This window comes from Hyphobacterium sp. CCMP332 (assembly GCA_014323545.1).
Lineage (GTDB): Bacteria > Bacteroidota > Bacteroidia > Cytophagales > CCMP332 > CCMP332.
Window position 1 is genome coordinate 1,203,036 of record CP058647.1, and the last position, 20,383, is coordinate 1,223,418.

The 20,383-nt window shown below is 36.9% G+C and carries 20 protein-coding genes and 1 tRNA gene; 12 read left to right on the top strand and 9 right to left on the bottom strand.

The features are described 5' to 3' along the window. Position 1: 1 nt before the first annotated feature. From HZR84_05230 to HZR84_05240, 3 genes are read right to left on the bottom strand one after another with little or no spacing between them, the layout of a single operon-like run. A complete protein-coding gene (locus tag HZR84_05230; protein QNL21364.1) occupies positions 2-499 on the bottom strand; it encodes a redoxin domain-containing protein in 498 nt (165 codons plus the stop codon). After that, a complete protein-coding gene (locus tag HZR84_05235; GenBank protein QNL21365.1) occupies positions 486-896 on the bottom strand; it encodes an alkyl hydroperoxide reductase in 411 nt (136 codons plus the stop codon). Before HZR84_05235 ends, HZR84_05230 begins: the two co-directional genes overlap by 14 nt. Next, positions 893-1,327: a hypothetical protein gene (locus HZR84_05240; GenBank protein QNL21366.1), complete on the bottom strand. Its 435-nt coding sequence runs from the start codon at positions 1,325-1,327 to the stop codon at positions 893-895. The genes HZR84_05235 and HZR84_05240 overlap by 4 nt, the downstream gene beginning before the upstream one ends. 52 nt (positions 1,328-1,379) lie before the next feature. Here HZR84_05240 and HZR84_05245 point away from each other — a divergent pair, with 52 nt between their 5' ends. From HZR84_05245 to HZR84_05255, 3 genes are read left to right on the top strand one after another with little or no spacing between them, the layout of a single operon-like run. Then, positions 1,380-2,906 carry a cryptochrome/photolyase family protein gene (locus HZR84_05245; GenBank protein ID QNL21367.1) on the top strand — a complete coding sequence of 509 codons (1,527 nt, stop codon included), beginning with the start codon at positions 1,380-1,382 and terminating at the stop codon, positions 2,904-2,906. A gap of 32 nt (positions 2,907-2,938) precedes the next feature. After that, on the top strand, positions 2,939-3,109 hold the full coding sequence (locus HZR84_05250; protein QNL21368.1) for a DUF2256 domain-containing protein: 171 nt from the start codon (positions 2,939-2,941) through the stop codon (positions 3,107-3,109). Next, positions 3,102-4,523: a DASH family cryptochrome gene (locus HZR84_05255; GenBank protein QNL21369.1), complete on the top strand. Its 1,422-nt coding sequence runs from the start codon at positions 3,102-3,104 to the stop codon at positions 4,521-4,523. The genes HZR84_05250 and HZR84_05255 overlap by 8 nt, the downstream gene beginning before the upstream one ends. 26 nt (positions 4,524-4,549) lie before the next feature. Here the strand turns inward: HZR84_05255 and HZR84_05260 are convergent, their stop codons facing one another. After that, a complete protein-coding gene (locus HZR84_05260; protein QNL21370.1) occupies positions 4,550-5,389 on the bottom strand; it encodes a hypothetical protein in 840 nt (279 codons plus the stop codon). Between the two features lie 135 nt (positions 5,390-5,524). On the opposite strand from HZR84_05260, the gene HZR84_05265 reads away from it, so the two are divergent. Continuing rightward, a complete protein-coding gene (locus HZR84_05265) occupies positions 5,525-6,250 on the top strand; it encodes a hypothetical protein (GenBank protein QNL21371.1) in 726 nt (241 codons plus the stop codon). Between the two features lie 86 nt (positions 6,251-6,336). Here the strand turns inward: HZR84_05265 and HZR84_05270 are convergent. Further along, positions 6,337-6,408: transfer RNA gene (locus tag HZR84_05270), tRNA-Arg, on the bottom strand. Between the two features lie 442 nt (positions 6,409-6,850). On the opposite strand from HZR84_05270, the gene HZR84_05275 reads away from it, so the two are divergent. After that, positions 6,851-7,480: a Crp/Fnr family transcriptional regulator gene (locus HZR84_05275; GenBank protein QNL21372.1), complete on the top strand. Its 630-nt coding sequence runs from the start codon at positions 6,851-6,853 to the stop codon at positions 7,478-7,480. Positions 7,481-7,537: 57 nt separating this feature from the next. On the opposite strand, the gene HZR84_05280 is transcribed toward HZR84_05275, so the two are convergent. Beyond that, positions 7,538-8,113 carry a hypothetical protein gene (locus HZR84_05280; protein ID QNL21373.1) on the bottom strand — a complete coding sequence of 192 codons (576 nt, stop codon included), beginning with the start codon at positions 8,111-8,113 and terminating at the stop codon, positions 7,538-7,540. 219 nt (positions 8,114-8,332) lie between these two features. Here HZR84_05280 and HZR84_05285 point away from each other — a divergent pair, with 219 nt between their 5' ends. Then, the gene (locus HZR84_05285; protein QNL23196.1) at positions 8,333-9,166 is read left to right on the top strand and encodes a helix-turn-helix transcriptional regulator; all 834 of its coding nucleotides are present in this window, start codon (positions 8,333-8,335) and stop codon (positions 9,164-9,166) included. 21 nt (positions 9,167-9,187) lie between these two features. Here HZR84_05285 and trxA read toward each other — a convergent pair whose 3' ends face one another. Further along, positions 9,188-9,490, bottom strand: coding sequence for a thioredoxin (gene trxA / locus HZR84_05290; protein QNL21374.1), 303 nt, complete (start codon positions 9,488-9,490; stop codon positions 9,188-9,190). A 1-nt stretch (position 9,491) separates the two neighbouring features. Then, entirely contained in the window at positions 9,492-9,773 is a 282-nt protein-coding gene (locus HZR84_05295) for a rhodanese-like domain-containing protein (protein ID QNL21375.1), read from the bottom strand. A 117-nt stretch (positions 9,774-9,890) separates the two neighbouring features. On the opposite strand from HZR84_05295, the gene HZR84_05300 reads away from it, so the two are divergent. Both HZR84_05300 and HZR84_05305 read left to right on the top strand, forming a co-directional pair. Continuing rightward, positions 9,891-10,121, top strand: a complete 231-nt coding sequence (locus HZR84_05300; GenBank protein ID QNL21376.1) for a hypothetical protein — start codon at positions 9,891-9,893, stop codon at positions 10,119-10,121. Positions 10,122-10,272: 151 nt separating this feature from the next. Further along, positions 10,273-10,635 carry a four helix bundle protein gene (locus tag HZR84_05305; protein QNL21377.1) on the top strand — a complete coding sequence of 121 codons (363 nt, stop codon included), beginning with the start codon at positions 10,273-10,275 and terminating at the stop codon, positions 10,633-10,635. A 34-nt stretch (positions 10,636-10,669) separates the two neighbouring features. Here HZR84_05305 and hflX read toward each other — a convergent pair whose 3' ends face one another. Then, positions 10,670-11,854 (bottom strand): GTPase HflX, encoded by a 1,185-nt coding sequence (gene hflX / locus HZR84_05310; GenBank protein ID QNL23197.1) that lies wholly within the window; start codon positions 11,852-11,854, stop codon positions 10,670-10,672. 78 nt (positions 11,855-11,932) lie between these two features. Here hflX and HZR84_05315 point away from each other — a divergent pair, with 78 nt between their 5' ends. Genes HZR84_05315 through HZR84_05330 form a run of 4 tightly spaced genes read left to right on the top strand, consistent with a single transcriptional unit; the run spans position 11,933 to position 20,340 of the window. Continuing rightward, positions 11,933-12,694 carry a triose-phosphate isomerase gene (locus HZR84_05315; protein QNL21378.1) on the top strand — a complete coding sequence of 254 codons (762 nt, stop codon included), beginning with the start codon at positions 11,933-11,935 and terminating at the stop codon, positions 12,692-12,694. Beyond that, positions 12,694-13,029, top strand: a complete 336-nt coding sequence (locus HZR84_05320) for a hypothetical protein (GenBank protein ID QNL21379.1) — start codon at positions 12,694-12,696, stop codon at positions 13,027-13,029. Before HZR84_05315 ends, HZR84_05320 begins: the two co-directional genes overlap by 1 nt. A 1-nt stretch (position 13,030) precedes the next feature. Further along, complete coding sequence (gene prmA / locus HZR84_05325) at positions 13,031-13,873, top strand: 50S ribosomal protein L11 methyltransferase (GenBank protein ID QNL21380.1); 843 nt, start codon at positions 13,031-13,033, stop codon at positions 13,871-13,873. Then, positions 13,870-20,340 (top strand): hypothetical protein, encoded by a 6,471-nt coding sequence (locus tag HZR84_05330; GenBank protein QNL21381.1) that lies wholly within the window; start codon positions 13,870-13,872, stop codon positions 20,338-20,340. Before prmA ends, HZR84_05330 begins: the two co-directional genes overlap by 4 nt. The last annotated feature ends 43 nt before the right edge of the window (positions 20,341-20,383 follow it).

Here is a 20,383-nt window from a genome sequence, read left to right on the forward strand (position 1 = left end):
TTTACTCACAACAAGCCATTTCCCAGTAATTGGGGCGATCCGCAGCCGAATCATGAATAAATTGATCGATGATCATTTCATTTTCGAGGAGAAATATCCCCGGCATTTGAAAGCCGTTGCCTTTTAGCCAGCCTATGCCATGCCCTTTGATGACACCGGCGGTTAAACCTCTCCACCATACCTTCATTCCAAACAGTTGACTGACGGAACCCTGCTCTAAACCCCAGGCGCTGTACAAATCCATTTCAGGATTGCTTATTCTTGGTAGATCTTCTAGTCTGTATTCAGAAAGTACTTTTTTTGCCTCATCCTCGCCTACCATATGCACCAACACAATCATCACTCCTTTTTGCTCTATGGTATTTTTAAGCTTAGATATATCCGATAACATTTCTCTGCAAAATGTACATCCGAAGTGTCTTAAAAAAACCAACATCACACGTGAGTCATGTGAATATTCATAAATAGTTATTCCTTTATTGGTTTTAGCGTCTTGCATAACTTAACTGATTTTTTGATGCTTTGTAAGCTTCATATAATAGGATCCCAAAGGGAAGCCACCAAATTATATCGTTAAACATTATTATAAGTCCCCATTTAAAAGGAAATACCCCTTGGGCTAAATACCATGCGAATCCTATCGGACCAAAAAGTTTACCCAGAAAGCCCACTAAAACAATTGGCCAATGCCGCCCGGGATCACCTGCTGCTATCCAATACCCCAAACCATATACGCCTACTATCATTCCAACGCATTGCCAGATCATGGGATAAAGCGGAAGATCCATTCCCGCCATTTCGAAAAATAAATTGGGAAAAATAATCGTAACCAATCCAAAAAGCATATTGTAAATTCCCGCTATTCTTAAAATGAATTTCCCTTGTGTTTCTGTCATGCTGAAAAAGTTAATACCCAAAAAAGTAGGATAAAGCGTAAAGTCCAAAGAACAGTTCTTATCCAATTTGTTTTGACCAATTTTCTTATTTCCGGTTCTGTTTTTATTCTGCTGAGTTTGGTGTGTAATGGAACCTGAAGAAAAAAAGTACTTAACCATATCCCTGTCAATAGTATCAGATTTAACCAGAAATAAGGCAATTCATGAGCGGAAGCAAAAAATATTAATACTACAGCAGTGCAAAGCTCCAATAGCATTGCAGGCATAATTAAAAAAGAAGTTAGTCTTACGTGTTCTTTTTCATAACTGGCAAAATTTTTCTCCTCTACCAAAGCAAATAGTGGATAATGTATAATTTGAACAAACCAAATGACACCGAACATTATAGCTGTGCTCAAAAGATGCATAAATAGGATTAGGGTGTATGCCATACAAATTCAAAAACATGAATGCCCGATAATTGTTTATCAATAAATTAAAAATTTGCAGACACTCAGACTCATACTCGGCGATCAACTCAATGAAAGACATTCCTGGTTTGCAGAAAAAGATGATTCTGTGCTCTATGTTCTCATGGAGATTAAAGCGGAATCAAACTATGTAAAACATCATATTCAGAAATTGCTTGGATTTTTTGCTGCGATGCGAAGTTTCAGTGAAAAAATTGAAGCGGATGGCCATCGGGTGAAATATTTTAAAATTTCTGACAAAGACAATCAACACAGCTTTGAGAAAAATATTAAATCTCTAATCAAAAAACACAACATAAAAAAGCTGGAATATCAGGAAGCGGATGAATACCGGCTTGATCATTTATTAAAGTCCTTGTCAGGAAAATTAAATATTGAATCCCTGGCATTTAGTTCCGAACATTTCATTTCAGAACGCAATGAAGTAGCCGATTTTTTTGGAAAAAAAGAGTATTTGATGGAAAGCTTTTACCGATACATGAGAAAAAAACACAATATTCTCATGGACGGTGCCAAACCTGAAGGTGGCTCCTGGAATTACGATCAGCAAAATCGAAAAAAAATTCCAAAAGGCATGGAAATTCCGGAGCCATATACTTTTCAATACGATTTGTCATTGATGAAAGAGGAGATAGACAATGCAGGATTGGATTATTTTGGAAATGTAGATGAAAAGAATTTCATATGGCCAATTAACAGAAGAGATGGCCTAAAGCTCTTAAGGGAATTTATCGCAAATAATCTTAAAAAATTTGGCCCTTATCAGGATGCCATGGGAGAAAAAAGCTGGTCCAATTTTCATTCCCGATTATCCTTTGCCCTGAATTTAAAAATGATCTCTCCAAAAGAAGTTATCGAAAGAATTGAAGAGGCCTACGAGGAATTGCATGAAGAACATTTATCTTCCGTTGAAGGATTTATCCGGCAGATTTTAGGATGGCGTGAATATATGCGTGGAATCTACTGGGCGAAAATGCCGTCTTATGAAAAGGAGAATTATTTTGGTTTTAGCAATTCGCTGCCCAAATTTTTCTGGACGGGAAAAACAAACTTGAAATGCCTCGAACATTCCATCGGCCAATCGCTGGACTTTGCCTATGCGCATCATATTCAGCGATTAATGGTCACAGGTAATTTTGCTTTGCTCATGGAATGCGATCCCAATGAAGTGGACGCCTGGTATTTGGGGGTATATATCGATGCCATTCAATGGGTGGAAATAACCAATACACGTGGCATGAGTCAATATGCTGATGGTGGATTGCTTTCTTCAAAGCCTTATATCTCCAGCGCCAATTACATCAATAAAATGAGCGCCTATTGCGGAAACTGCAAATACGATCACAAGAAAAAGTACGGTGAAAATGCATGTCCCTTTAATTCATTGTATTGGAATTTCCTCGACAACCAAAAAGATAAACTCAAAGGAAATCCGCGCATGGGAATGATGTATAATCTTCTCAATAAAATGGATAATGAAGAGAAATCGAAAATTATTGAGCAAGCCAATTATTATTTAAAAAACAGAGATAATCTTTAATCCCAAAAGAACAAAAGGCCTTTAATGGCATTATGTATTTAGACCATTTTGAATTGCATAAAAAGGAGAAATTACCTGAAAAAATTTGCCCGGTTTGCAAAAAACCCTTTGTCTGGAGAAAAAAATGGAGAAATAACTGGGAAAAGGTAAAATACTGTAGTGAACGATGTAAAAGGAATAAGTTGAATGCAAAGCATGAATAAGAGAGCTTTAGTTTGGTTTAGAAATGATCTGCGTATATCCGACAACGAGGCTCTGTACAAAGCCTCGGCAAAGCACGATGAATTGTTGTGCCTTTATTGCTTTGATCCGAGAAATTTTGAAAATGACTCTATCGGTTTAAAACGCACTGGGAGTTTCAGAGCCAATTTTTTAATTCAAAGTGTTTTCGATCTTAAAGCATCAATTAATTCTAAAGGCGGTGAACTTTGTGTAGTTCATGAAAAACCTGAAGACATCATTCCCAAACTTTGCAAAATTTTTAAAATCCAGGATGTCTATTTTCATGAAGAGTCCGGAACAGAAGAACTACAAATCGCTGAAAGTCTTGAAAATATACTCTTCTCTTACAATATAAATACACACAAATATTGGGGTTCAACGCTTTTCCATAAAGATGATCTCCCCTTTCCTGTTAATCAGTGTCCTGATGTTTTTTCATCATTTAGAAAACAATTGGAAAAAGAAGTAGAGGTACGCGCAGTATTTCCTGAACCTCGGCGATTAAATAGCATAAATACACAACCTGAAACAGAGCTACCTTCTTTATTTCAATTAGGATTAGAAGAAACCCCGGAAGATACCAGAACAGCATTTCCATTTGAAGGTGGTGAAAGTGCAGGAATGAGACATCTCAATTCATACATCTGGGATAAAGAGCTGATCAAAACTTATAAAGAAACAAGGAACGGACTTATAGGCACTGACTATTCTTCAAAGTTTTCTCCATGGCTAGCCAACGGTTCTTTGAGTCCCAGGGTAATATTTCAGGAAATAAAAAAATACGAATCTCAAAAAATTAAAAACAAATCCACCTATTGGCTGGTTTTTGAATTAATCTGGAGAGATTTTTTCAATATACAAGCTCAAAAACTTGGTAGCAGACTTTTCAAATTGGAGGGCGCCAAGGAGCTACAAAAAAGTTGGCAAACTGATGAAGGGTTGTTTGAAATGTGGAAGAACGGTATGACGGGAATACCCTTCATCGATGCCAACATGTTAGAACTAAAAAATACGGGATTCATGTCGAATAGAGGCCGCCAAAATGTGGCCAGTTTTTTGACTAAAGATTTGAATTTCAATTGGCTTTGGGGCGCTCAATATTTCGAGTCAATGCTCATTGATCATGATGTTTGTAGTAATTATGGCAATTGGCAATATGTAGCTGGTGTTGGTGCAGATCCGAGAGAAGATCGGTATTTCAATGTTCTGAAACAATCTCTGACTTACGATCAAAAAGGAAATTATATAAGAAAATGGATTCCAGAATTAAGTCCTTTATCCGATCATTATTTACATAGAGCCTTTGTATTGAGCGACAAAGAAAAAAAGGATTTGGGGCTGAATTATCCCTCCGCACATTACATTCCTCAGGCATTCAAAAATTATATCTCTTAAATTCGAAGATATTTAAGTGAGCCTTATTAATATTTCTGAATGATCAGATAATTTCCCGTTCCCCAAAATTTTTCTTTATCAGTAATCACAAGGGCGTGTTGGTAATTCTTTGATTTTATGATATAACTGTTTTCAGGATGAGGCGTCACCAATTCAATTTTTTTTGCACTGAATAATAAAGAGTCCATCTCATCTTTTCTAATTTGGGTAAATAATGAATCCGGAGCATTGGCATTAATTACTTTTACCTTGCCAATTCCAATAAAGCCCCCTTCATTTTCGATTATACCATTATCCTTTAACTCTTTTGAATAACCGATATAATAAAAAGCCCTGTTTAAAATGGCCTTTAGATCCCTCGTTAAAGCAATTTGTTCGTCGAGGCTATTGGTTAATTCCAAATATTCGTTTTCTCTTTTTAAAAGTTCCAGAATCGCTTCTCCCAGTTCCGCTTCAAGAGAAAGAATTTCCTCGCTTTTATCTTTTGATGTTTTTCTTAAGCTGCTTAACTGAGCGTCCAGCGCAAATATTTTTAATTTGGAATTTCTTATTAGTTCATCGACCGCTTTAAGTCTTGATTTAATTTCCGATTGAATATTGGCATCTTTATTTATTTCAGAATCAAGTTTGCCAATAATAGAGCTGCTGATATCTATTTCCTTAAGGTTATTATTTATATCTTTTAAAAATTTCCTATAATCTTTAATTGAAGTATTTAGCTTGATTTCTTTTTTTCTGTAAGCCTCGTTTTCCTGTTCTAATACAGTTATTCTTTCTTTGAGCTCAAGATTTTCTTTCTTGGTTTTAGTCTGGCATGATGAAAGAAACAGGAAAACAGATGTGATTATTAATAAATAAGTTCTCATGGGTATTAATTTTTACTTTAGCCTTTTTTGTAAAACAAATTCTATAGCATATTCATCTCATATTAAGAAAATCTTTCAGTCAAAAATGGTGTAATAAATAAAATTGATTTATTTGGAATCTCATTTTAATTATTCATGTTCAAATCCGGCTATCTATTGCGTTCTCTAAAACCCGGATCGGGGGTACTAAAAATTTTGCGTTATGCCATTGGCGAAATTGCACTGGTGGTTTGCGGAATTTTGGTAGCTGTATCGCTAAATAACTGGAATGAAAGCCTCAAAGAACAACAGGCGGTTGAGAATTCATTGGAAATAGTGCTTGAAGAATTAAAATCAGATACCGCGAGTTTAAATAATATTTTGGCTGTATATGCAAGGAAAGAAAAACGCTTTAATCATATTTTATTTGATAGTTTATTAAGCGATTCATTGCCTTGCCCGGGCTGCCGCTTGATTACAAATTTCAGGTTATTTAAAGTGAGTCAAAGAGGATATTATCGATTAATGGAATACAATGACTTAGACTATGTGAAATCCGACACGGTGATCAGCCAGCTATTGGAATTTTACAGTGTGATAGACAGAACACTTCCCTTGATAAGATCAAGTATAGAGGATGACATTTTTGACGTGCTAAAACACTGGCGTGATAATTATGAATGGTTTTATACCATTCAAACAGGAAATCCAAATCAGGAGTACTACGACTATATTAAAACGAGCAACGATTACAAAAACAGGGTAGCCTATCAGTACATTATGATTTATCAGAATTATATACCCTTCTTAAGCAATATCAGGTTAAATGCCATAGAATTTATCGATTTGCTCGAGCAGCGAAAACGGGAAAAGGATGAATAGAAATGTAGCCTCACCAGGAGTCCCTGCCGACCGGAATCACAATTGATGAAGGTGGGGAACCTGTATCTAAAGTTTAGGTTTTTTTGTAGCCCCGACAGGAATCGAACCTGTATCAAAAGTTTAGGAAACTTCTATTCTATCCATTGAACTACGGGGCCATATTAATCCGTCAAAATTAGCAAAAAGAGTGCTTCAGACAACTTGTTATTTGAAATGATAAGGGAGGGAATCTCTGCCGACCGGAAACACGAATTGTTATAGGGTGGGTACCTGTATCTAAAGTTTAGCCATGAAGTAGAACTTTATTCTATGTATGGCAAGGAAAGTTCCCTGCTCGCCAAAGTGGCCTCACCAGGAATCCCTGCCGACCGGAATCACCAAGTGATGTAGGAGGGGAACCTGTATCTAAAGTTTTGCCTTGAATTAGAACTTCGTTCAATTCATGGCGAGGAAACGTCCCTGCCTGTCTGTATGTACCATTTGGTTTATGTAGGTATCAATTGAAAATGAGGCCAATTCTCATACGGGCAGAACAAAATTTCTAAATATTAAGTGTAAATTCATAATAAGCCTATTTTTGAACTTCATTCATACCCATTTATGACAAAAGACATCGATAAAATATTTAAATATTCAGGTTTTAGTGAAGCGCTGATCGAAGAAATAAAATCTGTAGGTCGACAAAAAAAAGTGCAGGCAGGACAGATTTTAATTCATCAGGGTTCCGAAACAAAAGATGTACCTTTTGTGATTTCCGGGAATCTTAGAATCAGCAGAAATGATAACGATGGGCATGAAATGTTTTTGTACTATCTGGAAGGTGGTGAAACCTGTGCCATGTCCATAACCTGCTGTATAGAAGGAAAAAAAAGTAATTTTTCAGCTGTTGCAGAAGAAGATTCTGTGCTTTGGATGGTGCCTATGCAATATCTTGATGATTGGCTTATTAAATATCCAAATTTTAAGAAGTTCATTTTTAAAGCCTATCAGCTCCGTTTTGATGAATTACTAAACGCCATTGATTCAATGGTATTTATGAAGATGGATCAGCGTTTGTACAAATTTCTTTTGGATAGTAAACAGGCCAGTGGTTCGTACCAAATCCATAAAACACATGAACAAATTGCCAATGAACTCAACACCTCAAGGGTCGTCATTTCCAGATTGTTAAAGCAATTGGAAAGAGAAGGGAAAATTGAACAATACAGAAATAGAATTGAGGTATTATAACAAAAAAAGCCCCTCCAAAAATGAAAAGGCTTTTCGCAATCATGATAAAAAACAAACTTACTTAATGTTCAATTCCTTCTGGAATTGGTAGTCGTTGCTGTTGAAAGTGACAATATAATCACCGGGCTCAAACCAGAACTTCTTTCCTATCATACCATTTTGACCTCCAATTTGTGTATGATAAAGATTTATTCCCAGGTCATTCGAAATGTCCATTTGCAAATCGCTCTCTCCATTGGAGATTACTTTTACAAGAACCGAATTGCCATTCTTTTCGAGTTGAGGGAAAAAAGTGGTTTTAATTTGATTCGTATTTATTGATACATGCTGATCACCAATAAGTATTGGGACCTTTTTCATCCGAACATCATTTTTCACAATCAAATGGTACAAACCTTTTTCCTGATTTAAAAGATCCACGGAAAATTTCAGATTTACAATGCTCAGGTTGTGAGATTCATAAATACTTTCTCCAATGGAATTTCTGATTTCAATTGAATAGTTATCACCAAATTCCGTCAACTCGACCTGGACCTTGGTTTGATCTTTTATGTTTACATTAATTTTATTGTTGGCTTTTGCATTCGATAAAGTAAGCGATCCTGCCAGCAATAAGATCGATAGAATTTTCATCGCATTTTTCATAGTATATAAGTTTAATTGACTCTTCAAAGGTAGTAAGCCTTATAGAGCCTAAATACAAGACAATTCACCAATTTATATGGTATATTAACATAATATAGAATAAATAACATATAATATGATTAATATTGCATTATAAACAGGCTATTTGTGTATAAAATGAATATGATAAATACAAAATTGACCAATCCACAGCTCGAAAAAGTAGTAATGCCCCATGAAGGCTCGATGCTCGTGCGACATTTTGATAAATTTAACAGAAATACAAGGCCATTTTGGCATTATCATCCGGAATTGGAATTGGTTTATGTCAAAGAAGGTAGTGGTAAAAGACATATAGGAAGTCATCTGTCCTATTTTAATGGAGGCGAGTTGGTATTGATTGGTTCGAACTTGCCTCACCAGGGTTTTACCAATCGCTTGAGTGGTAGTGAAAGTGAAACTGTGATTCAAATGCTTCCCAACTTTTTGGGCGATGATTTTTTTAACATCCCCGAAATGAAAGGAATCAACAATCTATTTGAGCGCTCCAAAAAAGGACTATCTTTTGGTGAAGAGGACAAAAACATTATTGGAGAGAAGATCCTGCAATTGGTGAACAAAGATAAATTTGAACAAATCCTCTTGCTTCTCGAGATTTTAAGAGATTTATCCAATTCAAGGAATTACAAAATACTCAATGCCAATGGCTTTTTACTTGTATCATCACCTCAGGATAATGACCGTTTAAACAAAGTTTTGAATTACGTAAAGGAAAATTTCCAAAAACCTATAACATTAAATGAAATAGCTGATTTGGTTAGCATGACAGTGCCCTCTTTTTGCCGTTATTTCAAAAAAATCACAGATAAAACATTTACACAATTCTTAAATGAATACCGCTTGGTTCACGCCTCAAAACTATTGACAGAAAAAGAGATTGGAATAACTGAGGTCAGTTTTGAAAGTGGTTTTAATAATTACTCGCACTTTGTAAATCAATTCAAAAAATTTACCGGGAAAAGCCCTTCCGGATATCGAAAAACGATACAGAAAGTACTTTAATCTAAAATTATATCCAGGGTTTTATTGATACTGGGCCAAAAGATTTTTGAGTTGATAGGCAGGAATTACTCCCGATTGTCTCCATTTCATTTCCCCATTCTTAAATATCATCAGAGTGGGGACACCCTGAATTTGAAATTTTGAGGCCAATTGCGGGTTTTTATCAACGTCTATTTTTATAATACTTGCCGTATCTCCAATGTCTTTTTTTAATTCCTGCAAGATCGGCGCCAGCATTTTACAGGGCCCACACCACTCAGCTGAAAAATCAATCAAAGTGGGTTTGTCCGAACTCACCAGTTCTGAAAAACTTTTACCTGCCATTCTAATTCAAATTTGAGATCATGTGATTCACATTTGTCCATGAACCGCCGTTATAGCAGTCTAAACCCTGAGCAGAAAGATAACCTCTGGCCTGTTCGCTTCTCGCTCCGCTTCTACAGAATAAAATCAGGGGTTGATTCATTTCCTTTAATTCTTCAAGTCTATGCGGCACCTCGTTGAGCGGAATATTGATTGCACCTGCAACACTTCCCGACTGAAATTCCATGGATGTCCGTACATCAATTAATGCGCCTCCTTCTTGTATTGCTTTTTCTATGCTCATTTGATTTCGATTTTTAAATTATTGATGCAAAAGTCTTCATCTTTCAGCATCTCAAATGTAACCTTTGTTACTTCATTGAAATACTTTTGAATTAAAATTGTTCCAAATTATAAATGAATGATTCAAAAAAATAATTCCAAAATTTTAATCGGCTTACTTTCTTCTCTTACATTAGGCCTGGCACCTTTTACACCCGAACCGCATATCTGGGGCAAGATCAAATGGATTATGGGTGGCGCCGTAGGCATGCAAGCTCAAGATTATTTTGATTTCTTATTTCATGCTGCACCTTGGGGGTTTCTTATGTATGCATTAATTGAAAAGATCGCTACAAAATTTAGAAATTAACTTCTATGGAGAATTAAAGAGAAAAGTGAAAAGTGAAAAGTTTAAAGATTAAAGATTTTACTAAATGAAATTCCACTAACGCTAATTAATTTCGTAAGTCCACACATTAGTCTTTACACTTTGAATTAAAAAATGTGTCATTAGATAAAAAATGCCGCAAAAGATAAAAGAAAAAAGTTTTGACTTCGCTTTAAATTCATTAAAGACTTTCAAGAAGCTTCAAAGTAACAAGGAATATATTATTTCAAAACAGTTTTTACGTAGTAGTACTAGCATTGGCGCATTAATCCGAGAATCGGAATTTGCGGAAAGTAAAAAAGACTTTATTCATAAACTTGCAATTGCTCTTAAGGAAGCAAATGAAACTATATATTGGTTAGATTTATTAAAATGTGCTGATTATTTGGAAAAGTGTCAATATACTGAGTTGAAAAGCCAAAATAAACAGATTATTTATATGCTAATTGCAATAATTAAATCATCTAAAAAGAATATGGCAAAAGCTTCAAACTGAATATTTGCAACTTTTAACTTTATACTTCTAACTTTTAACTTCCCGCGTAATTAGGAAAGATCATATAATGCCTCTCCTTAACATTATCTGCTAAGATCTCCCTCAACTCTTTGATATTTTGTTTTTTAGCTGCTGAAATAAAAATAGCCTCTTTGTGAGATTTACTGAGATAGCTTTCTTTCAGCTCTTCCAATGGTACAGGTGTGTTTTCGTCAAAAGGACGGTCCTCAGGATCGTATGTATAATTATCGATCTTGTTAAAAACCAAAATGGTTTTCTTATCGCCCGCTCCTATTTCCTGTAGCGTTTTATCTACCACTTCCATCTGTTCTTCAAAACCCGGATGCGAAATATCCACTACATGGAGCAATATATCCGCCTCTTTTACTTCATCTAGTGTGGACTTAAATGACTCAATCAAAGAGGTGGGAAGTTTTCTTATAAATCCTACGGTATCGGTTAGTAAAAAAGGAACTTTATCCAAAACAACTTTTCTAACTGTTGAATCAACTGTCGCAAAGAGTTTGTCCTCTGCAAAAACATTTTCCTTAGACAAAATTCGCATTAAGGTCGATTTGCCCACATTGGTATAACCTACCAAAGCCACACGAACCATATTTTGCCGGCTTTTTCTTTGTGTAATCCCCTGTTGTTCTATTTTTTCAAGCTTTTTCTTTAATAGACTAATCTGGTTTCGAATAATCCTTCTATCGGTTTCAATTTCCTTTTCACCGGCCCCTCCCCTCGTTCCGGTTCCTCCTCTTTGTCTTTCAAGGTGAGTCCACATGCGTGTAAGGCGTGGCATCAGGTATTCGTATCTCGCTAGTTTTACTTGGGTTTTAGCTTGCGCTGTCTTGGCCCTCAGCATAAAAATGTCAAGAATTAACAAACTCCTGTCGTAGATCTTGATTTTCAATTTATTTTCGAGGTTCCGTACCTGGGATGGTGTCAATTCATCATCAAAAATTGCCGTATCTATATCATTGGAAATAATATACTCATTGATTTCTTCCAGTTTTCCTTTACCAACATAGGTAGAAACGTGTGGCAGGTCTGCTTTTTGAGTAAATTTTTTGTAAGTTGAAATGCCTGCTGTTTTCGCCAAAAAAGCAAGTTCTTCCAAATATTCTTCTGCCTGAAGTTCCGTTTCATTTCGTACGATTAAAGATACCAGGACTGCCTTTTCCTCCTTCTTATCTTTTATTGCCAGTGTTTCTATCAAATTAACGCTCTGTTTTGAATTTCTTCTGTTAGTCAGAACACAAAATTACTAAATTTGATGCCTTATTAATTAATTATGAGAAGAAACACTGTTGCAGGAAACTGGAAAATGAATACCAATAGAGAAGAGGGAAATAAACTCAGCTCTGAAATTATTAATATGGCGGCTTCAGAATTAAATTCCGATGTCGATATTATATTAATTCCTCCTTTTACCCATGCCTTTGAAGTACAGAAACTGGCCACCGGAAATAAAAATATTTATGTTGGTGCCCAAAATTGCCACTTTGAAGATTCTGGTGCATTTACCGGGGAAGTTTCTCCTGTTATGCTCAAGGGGATAAATCTCAGTCATGTGGTATTGGGACACAGCGAGAGAAGAGAAATTTTTAATGAAAGCAACGAAACCATCAAAAAAAAGGTAGATGCGGTCTTAAAGCACAATCTGAGGCCAATTTTCTGTTGTGGAGAGCCTCTTGGAATTAGGGAAAAAGGGACGCAAAATGTCTATGTGTCTTCTCAAATTGAGGAGAGCCTCTTTCATTTATCTAAACTGGACTTCGAAAAAATAATCATTGCCTATGAACCAATTTGGGCTATAGGAACCGGATTGACGGCAAGTCCCATGCAAGCCCAGGAAATGCATCGCGAAATTCGTTCAATGATCGCTAAAAAATATGGCATAGAAACTGCTCAGAATATTAGCATCCTTTACGGAGGAAGTGTAAAACCTGACAATGCCAGGGAGCTCTTTGCATGTGAAGATGTAGATGGTGGACTGGTCGGCGGCGCTTCTTTGAAATCAAGGGGCTTTGTGGATATAGCAAAATCATTTTAATGTTTATATACCTTCTCATATTGCATAATTTTTTTTCGACAGAAATACTACATCAAAAAACTCAGACCTTTTGCGAATTAAAAGGTGCCGTGTATATCGAAAGGGAAGACCGCAATCTTGCGCATTACACAGTTTACGAGGAGGAATCAGAGGCATTTGCACAAATGCTGATTTATGAAGAATACAGCCGCACCTATGCTGATAAGGCGGGTTTGTGGTATTTTGTAAACAATCGGGGCATGGCTGACTTTAGCATATATTTCGAAAAAGAAGCCGGAATGGCTGATTTCAGTATTTATTTCACTGAAACTGCATCTTTTGCAGGCTGTCAATAAGATGCCCGAATTTTATAGCCTCAGGATTAAATCAGATAATCCTCTCCCCGAATATTTAAGTATCCTTCTTGATAATTACGGTTTTGAAGGCATAATCGAACATTCCGATAATGAAATAGAAGCTTTTATCAGATCTGAGCATTTTAAAAAGGATATTATATCTGATTTTCTAAAGGAGTTTACAAATGATGAGGGCATTCAGGTAAATATTTCAAAAGTTGAAGAAAAGAACTGGAATGAAACCTGGGAATCCTCTTTTGAAGCAATAGAAATTGATAACAAACTAAGAATCAGAGCCCCATTTCACCCTACTTCAGATAAATTTGATATTGAAATAATAATTGAACCTAAAATGTCATTTGGAACAGGACACCATGCTACGACCTATCAAATGGCACAATTAATGCTCCAAAAGCATATAGAAGATCAATATGTATTGGATGCGGGTTGTGGTACCGGGCTTTTATCGATCCTTGCAGAAAAACTGGGTGCCAAAAAAGTAAGCGGTTTCGATGTGGAAGAATGGGCTTTCAATAATAGTCTTGAAAATCTGAAATTGAATAATTGTACAAAAACAAACGTTTTTAAAGGTGATGCCCAAAAATTGCCTTATGATCAAAAGGACTATGATTTGATACTGGCCAATATCACTAAAAATATCTTAAAAGAAGATATTCCCGTATATTTGAACTGTTTACGACCGGGTGGTACTTTAATGATTAGTGGATTTTTTGAGGAAGATATTCCGGAAATGCAATATTTTTCTAAAAATCTTGGATTAGAGGTCATAAAAACGAAAACTAAAAATAACTGGGCAGCTTTGGAGCTTCATAAAATAAGGTGAAAAAATCCCTGATCATATCGATAATTTTCGTTTTGGTCTCGATAAGTGCAAAATCACAATACATTTACTTATCGGAGGATCCATCTTTGTTTGTAGAGCAGGCAGACTCACTATTAAAGCAATGGGGTAATATTGGTGACTCAACATCCAATAATTTCGCCTCGGTTTGGTTTGATCTGAACTCCGAGGATCAGGATAAGGTCATAACTATTTCCAAAACGTTTAGAGACAGAAAATACCCTGTAAATCCATTTTTCGTTGTTTTTTATAATGCGCTTTACAATGGCGTATATGGTGAATTTGCTGAGAAAATAAATCTGAGTGAATTCCTTGACGTGGCCCAAAAACTTGTTGAAAATGCAGAAGACCCAAAAGACCTGCTTCGCTATTTTATAACTTCCAGAAACCTTTTCCAACACGGAGCACTTTACTACCATCAATACAATGTTTTATCCATTCCCGAAGGAAGTAATTTCGTTTTTGAATACGTAGATGCTCCTTCCTTTATTGATCCTATTATTCCGCAAGAAGTTGAAGAAGCATTAAAAGATGATTTTGATGAGGGCCTTAGCGAAACCGGAGAAAGCGAAGAAGAATGGTCAGAGGATGACTGGAGCGATAATGATTGGAGCGATGATAGCTGGGATGATGATTCCTGGGACGATGACAGCTGGGACGATGATTCCTGGGATGACAAAGATGAATCGCTGGCCAATTTTGATGATGACGAAAACCTGGATAATTACGGAGCCTTTGAGGATCCATTTGCTTCTCCCGCACCGGCAGCTGATTTGCCTGCAATAGAAGGTGCAACTATAAAAATAGAAAACGCCGATTTTGAGTTTTTCAGTCCCTATGACACATTTGAATTGCAAAATGTGAGCGGTACTTATGTCTTCGGAAGCAGAAATTTTGTAGGTGACACCGGTTCAATGGCAATAATTATTCCATTGGGTGATTACGAATCTGAAGCTGAAATCACATTTAGCAAATTTGCATTTAATACGATTTCACCGTCAATATCGGCTGAAAATGCACTGCTCTCCTTTTCTGATCTTTTCGATGAAGATATAAGTGGTTCATTTACTGTTAAAAGTAAAGCTCCCGAAGCACCCGGAAGGAAATACCCCGTTTTCAGATCCTATAAAAGTAATTACGAATACAAAAATATTGGAGAGGGTGTAAAACTCATTGGTGGTTTTACCTTGCTTGGAGACAAGATTAATACGCAGGGTCTTGACCTCGGTAAAAACTATATTGAAATAGAAAGAGATAATGAACTTGTATTAAAAGGAAGCTCGCCTCGATTTTATGTGCGCGATACTTTACTTAAATCACATAAAGTGGATTTGGTAATATATCAAAACAGGGACTCACTCATGCATCCTTCCATGGAACTTAATTATGACATGTCCAATTCATTTTTGACGCTCTATTGGGAAAAAGGAACATTCCAGGACAGGCCCATGATCGATTCCTATCACAATGTGGACATCAAAGCCGATAAACTCAGCTGGGATCTGAACTCACAGGAAATAAATTTTGGAATAATAAACGGCAGGTCAGACGTACCGGCAGTGGTGCGATCGCTGGATAATTTTGATGATCAGGAATACCTCAGAGTGAAAGGAATAAATCAATTTCATCCGGTGCAGGTTGCGGCTTACTTTTCCTTGAAGAAAAGAATGGAGGAATTCTCCTTTTTTGAACTGGCCGAAGCTTATAAAATTAAACCGGAAATAATGAAATCGGCTGTAAAAAGGGCAGCCGGGAAAGGCTATCTGGAATTTGATGAGCATACCGGTTTGATAAGAATAAATTCTAAAACAAAACACGCTTACAATTCTAATTTCAAAAAAGAGGATTACGATAATATGGAGTGGTATTCAATTTCTCCAACAGGTCAGAATATTACTCTTCAATTGGATTCTAATGCATTGATAATTAGAGGGGTTGAACGAGAAATTGTAAGTAAGGCATTGAAAGTTTATTACAAACCCGACAGTGGAGAAGTTGTGTTGAAAGAAAACCGAAATTTTACATTTAACGGGGAAATAAGAGCCGGTAATTACAGTGTAAAAGGAAAGAATTTTGATTTCAATTATGATGATTTCACCATGAATCTCAACCAGATTGATTCTATTCGATTCAATTTATCCAATGATTCGACCGGGGAATCTTCGGAAAGAAAAATTCTAGGTGGTGAAGTAGAAAATACAGGTGGAATGTTTTATCTCAACGAACCGAACAATAAGTCAGGAAGACATGACTTGCCTCAATACCCCATACTGGATGTTACCAAGCCTTCTTATGTCTATTTTGATGACCCGGATATTTTGGGAGGGTCTTATGACAGGAAAGTATACTTTGAAATCCCCAAGTTTAAAATTGACACCCTCGCAAGTGATAACCCAAGTGTGATTAATGTTAAGGGAACATTTCATTCGGGAGGAATCATACCTGATTTTGAAACAGAATTAATTGTAAATAAGGACCTGTCACTTGGTTTTACCTATCAATTGCCCGAGGAAGGCTATCCTGTTTTTGGCAACGAAGAAGCGCGCTATTACAATGAGGTGAAAATGAATACCAAAGGACTAAATGGCGATGGCACATTCAATTATCTCACCTCTACAACAGATGCTAAAAATGTCATTTTCTATCAGGATTCAATGGTTGTGCAGGATGCGGTTGTGGATGTAAAAGCAGGAGAAACAGAATACGGTGATTACCCGGATGCAAAAAGTGCTGATGCCAGAGCTGTTTTGATGGCTTCAAATGAAAGATATATTATAAACTCCAAAGGCCGCGAAATGGTGGATTTGTACAATGGCAAAGCCCAATTGGAAGGTGCCGCCATGATCTCAAAAAAAGGAATGTTTGGAATTGGAGATGTGCGTACTCAGGGAACCGACTCGCGATCGCAGAATTTCAGATTTTCAAAAAACAGCTTTACTGCAAGAGATGCAGATTTCTTTATCGAAGCCTATGACCAGGATACCTTTGCCCTCACCGCTCACGATGCCAAGCTTTTTTTCGATTTTGATAAAAATACGGCCCGTCTGGAACCTGAAAAAGAAGGGGATGCGGTCATATCCTTGCCATTGATGGCCTATAAAACCTCCATACCTGTAGGAACCTGGGATTTGGATAAACAAACATTTACCATGGTGAAACCGGACTATGTGGACATCGAAAATTCATATTTCTATTCTACACTCGAAGATCAGGACTCTCTGGCTTTCAGTGGAGAATCAGCAGTTTATGATGCTGTGGCCTCAATGTTGACGGTTAAAGGTGTTCCGGGTGTTTATGTGGCCGATGCTTTTATTACTCCCGGTGATAGTACCATCATTATTGACGAAAGCACCCTGATTCAACCGCTCAGCAATGCGAGTATTGTAATGGATGCCCATGAAAAATATCACTATTTGAATAATGCGGAAGTAGATATTTATACACGCACAAAATTTGATGCCGATGCTAGCTATGTTTATGTTAATAGTGCCAAAGACACCATGAATATTCTTTTTGAAGGAATGTTTCAGATTCCTGCAGAAGAAGGAAAACGCAAATCCGATTCAGTCACTTCTGCCGAAAGTTATATTGAAGAAGATGCCAATTTTTATATCGCTCCTAAAATTCTTTACCAGGGAGATGTTGCTGTATATGCCAATCAGCCATATCTGAATTTTAACGGCGAGATAAGGTTGGATTTGACCCATTCAGATGAATTTAACGACTGGCTGCCTTTTGTTTACAACGGCGATCCTTATGACATTCAAATTGAGCTTAAGGATGAAAGAGAATTGGAGGAAGACGAACCAATGCTTACCACAGGTATCCATGTCGATGGCGGAGAATCTCAAATGTATTATACCTTGCTGTCGAGCAAAAGAATGGATGAAGACCCCGATATTTTCAAAGTAACCGGCTTGTTGGCCATCGATGCTGAAACCGGTGTTTTCGAAGTGGGAAGCAAGGAAAAACTTTCAGGAGAAACCAATAGCGGGAATTTATTTTCATTTAACGATTCCTCTTCTATTGTAAAATTTGAAGGCGAATTTAATCTCTATGGCTATATGCCAATTGAGATAAGCGCCAAATCATATGGAAAAGGCCGTGTTAATATCGATAGTGGAAATTACACTTTTAATACCCTGACCTATTTGAATTTTCCAATTCCCGGACCGGCACTCAATGCTATGGGTAAGGACATGTCGGAAAGCACACAATATGTTGACAATCTTAAAGAAGCTTCGAAAAGCAGCTATGAAGTGATTTACAAACTGAGTCAAATGATAGGTGAAAAAGCTGCTGAAAATTACAATGAGCAATTGTATTTAGAATACATCCCACTTCATGCTGTTTCCGGCAAATTCAATAAAAGTATTTTATTTTCCGATCTCGATTTAAAATGGCATAAAGAAGAAGGCGCCTTGTACTCAGGAGATACGGTAGGTATTTCGAGTATCGGTAAAAACGATATTAACGGGCGAATCAGGGGTTATTATGAAATAAAGAAAATTTATGAAGATGAAATAGTAAATCTTTTTATTGAATTGATGCCTGGCTGCTGGTATTACTTTTCATATGACGACGGAAGATTGTCAACATTTTCATCTAACCATGTTTATAATGAAATAATAGAATCAAAATCCAAGACACCTGAAAGTGGTACCTCACAAGGTGAAATATATCTGGCTTCTGCTGATTTATACGAAGTGAGCGATTACATCAAATACTACAATGAAACCTATTTGGGTAGAATGCTAAGCGATCAGGATATAAACTTAAAAGTGAGCAAACCCGAAGTTGAAGACAAATACGTGGGTGGAAAAGAATTCAATGACAGCGGTTCCGAGTCAGGATGGGAAGAAGATCCCATTGAAGAAGAGTCGGGATGGGGCACAGAAGAGGAATACGATGATGGTTGGGGCGTGCCAATAGAAGAAGAAAAAGACAATTCAGATCAGATTGTACCATCAGAAACCGGGCAGGAGGAAGAAAACATTGAATCAGTCCCATTTGGTGGATCTGAGCCTGAGGAAGAAGAAGACGAAGATTGGGGCTGGGGGGATGAATCGCAGGAATCCAACATAATCGGAGCTCCGCCTAAAGAAGAGAAGAGGAAAAAAGAAAAAAGAGTAAAAGAAAAACGATCTAAAAAAGAACCGATTCTTGTTGATGAACCAAAAGAAGAAGAACAGGATAGCGGCTGGGGATTTGGTGATGAGCCAAAAGAAGATGATGATGGATGGGGTTTTGGAAGTGAAAAGGAAGAAAAACCGGTAATAGTATCAGATAAAAAAGAAAAAGAAGACAAAATTGTAGTTGAAGAAGAAGATGATGATCTGGGATGGGGATTTGGTGATGAGGAAGAAAAAGTAGAGATAAAGTCTAAAAAGGATAAAGAGCCGGAAGAGAAAAAGATTATTGTGGAAGAGGAGGAGGATTCCGGTTGGGGATTTGGCGATGATGAAGAAGAAAGCATAGAAATTAAGTCGAAGGATGACAAGAAAGTAGAAGAGAAAAAAATTGTTGTTGAAGAAGAGGATGATGATTCCGGTTGGGGTTTTGGTGGAGATGATGATTCGGTAGAAATTGTAAAGGATAAGGAAGAAGAAGAGCGCAAGGCAAAAGAAGAGGCCGAAAGAAAAGCAAGAGAAGAAAAAGAACGCAAAGCAAGAGAAGAGGCTGAGCGCAAAGCCAAAGAAGAAGCAGACCGTATAGCCAGAGAAGAGGCTGAGAAAAAAGCACGGGAAGAAGCCGAGAAAAAGGCCAAGGAAGAAGCGCAGAAGAAAATAGTAGTTGAAGAAGAGGATGATGATTTAGGATGGGGATTTGATGATGATGATGAGTCAGTAGAGATTGTCAATGATAAAAAAGAACAGGAGGCTGAAGCACAAAGACTAAAAGAAGCCGAGGCATTAAAAGCCAAAAAGGAAGAAGAAAGAAAATTAAAAGAAGAAGAAGAGAAAAAGGCAAAAGAAGCTGAAGAACTCAGAAAGCAAGAAGAAGCAGAGAAAAAGGCAAGAGAAGAGGCAGAACGCAAAGCCATAGAAGAAGCTGACCGAAAAGTGCGGGAAGAGCAAGAGCAAAAGGAAAGAGAAGCTGCTGAGCAAAAAGCCCGGGAAGAAGAAGAAAAGAAAAAAATTGTAATCGAAGATGAAGATGATGATTCCGGTTGGGGTTTTGGTGGAGATGATGAATCTGTTGAGATTATCAATGATAAAAAAGAAAAAGAGGAAGAAGCGCTGAAGAAAAAAGAAGCAGAGGAATTAAAAGCTAAGGAAGAGGAAGAAAGAAAAAAGAAAGAAGCGGAAGAATTGAAAGCCAAAGAAGAAGAAGAAAAGAAAAAGAAAGAGGAAGAAGAGAAGAAGAAAAAAGAAGAAGAGGCTAAAAAGAAAAAGGAAGAAGCCGACCCATTTGAAAGCGATGAAGAGGATGATTGGGACGGTTTTTAATTTTGTGATTTTGGGAAAACATGCTCAAAATCCGTATTATTGC

Coding starts and splice junctions, on each gene's coding strand:
- HZR84_05315 (QNL21378.1), top strand. CDS start 11,933: ATGAGAAGAAACACTGTTGCAGGAAACTGGAAAATGAATACCAATAGA.
- HZR84_05295 (QNL21375.1), bottom strand. CDS start 9,773: ATGAGCATAGAAAAAGCAATACAAGAAGGAGGCGCATTAATTGATGTA.
- prmA (QNL21380.1), top strand. CDS start 13,031: ATGCCCGAATTTTATAGCCTCAGGATTAAATCAGATAATCCTCTCCCC.
- HZR84_05260 (QNL21370.1), bottom strand. CDS start 5,389: ATGAGAACTTATTTATTAATAATCACATCTGTTTTCCTGTTTCTTTCA.
- trxA (QNL21374.1), bottom strand. CDS start 9,490: ATGGCAGGTAAAAGTTTTTCAGAACTGGTGAGTTCGGACAAACCCACT.
- HZR84_05255 (QNL21369.1), top strand. CDS start 3,102: ATGAATAAGAGAGCTTTAGTTTGGTTTAGAAATGATCTGCGTATATCC.
- HZR84_05320 (QNL21379.1), top strand. CDS start 12,694: ATGTTTATATACCTTCTCATATTGCATAATTTTTTTTCGACAGAAATA.
- HZR84_05230 (QNL21364.1), bottom strand. CDS start 499: ATGCAAGACGCTAAAACCAATAAAGGAATAACTATTTATGAATATTCA.
- HZR84_05305 (QNL21377.1), top strand. CDS start 10,273: ATGCCGCAAAAGATAAAAGAAAAAAGTTTTGACTTCGCTTTAAATTCA.
- HZR84_05280 (QNL21373.1), bottom strand. CDS start 8,113: ATGAAAATTCTATCGATCTTATTGCTGGCAGGATCGCTTACTTTATCG.
- HZR84_05250 (QNL21368.1), top strand. CDS start 2,939: ATGTATTTAGACCATTTTGAATTGCATAAAAAGGAGAAATTACCTGAA.
- HZR84_05235 (QNL21365.1), bottom strand. CDS start 896: ATGACAGAAACACAAGGGAAATTCATTTTAAGAATAGCGGGAATTTAC.
- HZR84_05300 (QNL21376.1), top strand. CDS start 9,891: ATGATTCAAAAAAATAATTCCAAAATTTTAATCGGCTTACTTTCTTCT.
- HZR84_05265 (QNL21371.1), top strand. CDS start 5,525: ATGTTCAAATCCGGCTATCTATTGCGTTCTCTAAAACCCGGATCGGGG.
- HZR84_05275 (QNL21372.1), top strand. CDS start 6,851: ATGACAAAAGACATCGATAAAATATTTAAATATTCAGGTTTTAGTGAA.
- HZR84_05240 (QNL21366.1), bottom strand. CDS start 1,327: ATGGCATACACCCTAATCCTATTTATGCATCTTTTGAGCACAGCTATA.
- HZR84_05285 (QNL23196.1), top strand. CDS start 8,333: ATGCCCCATGAAGGCTCGATGCTCGTGCGACATTTTGATAAATTTAAC.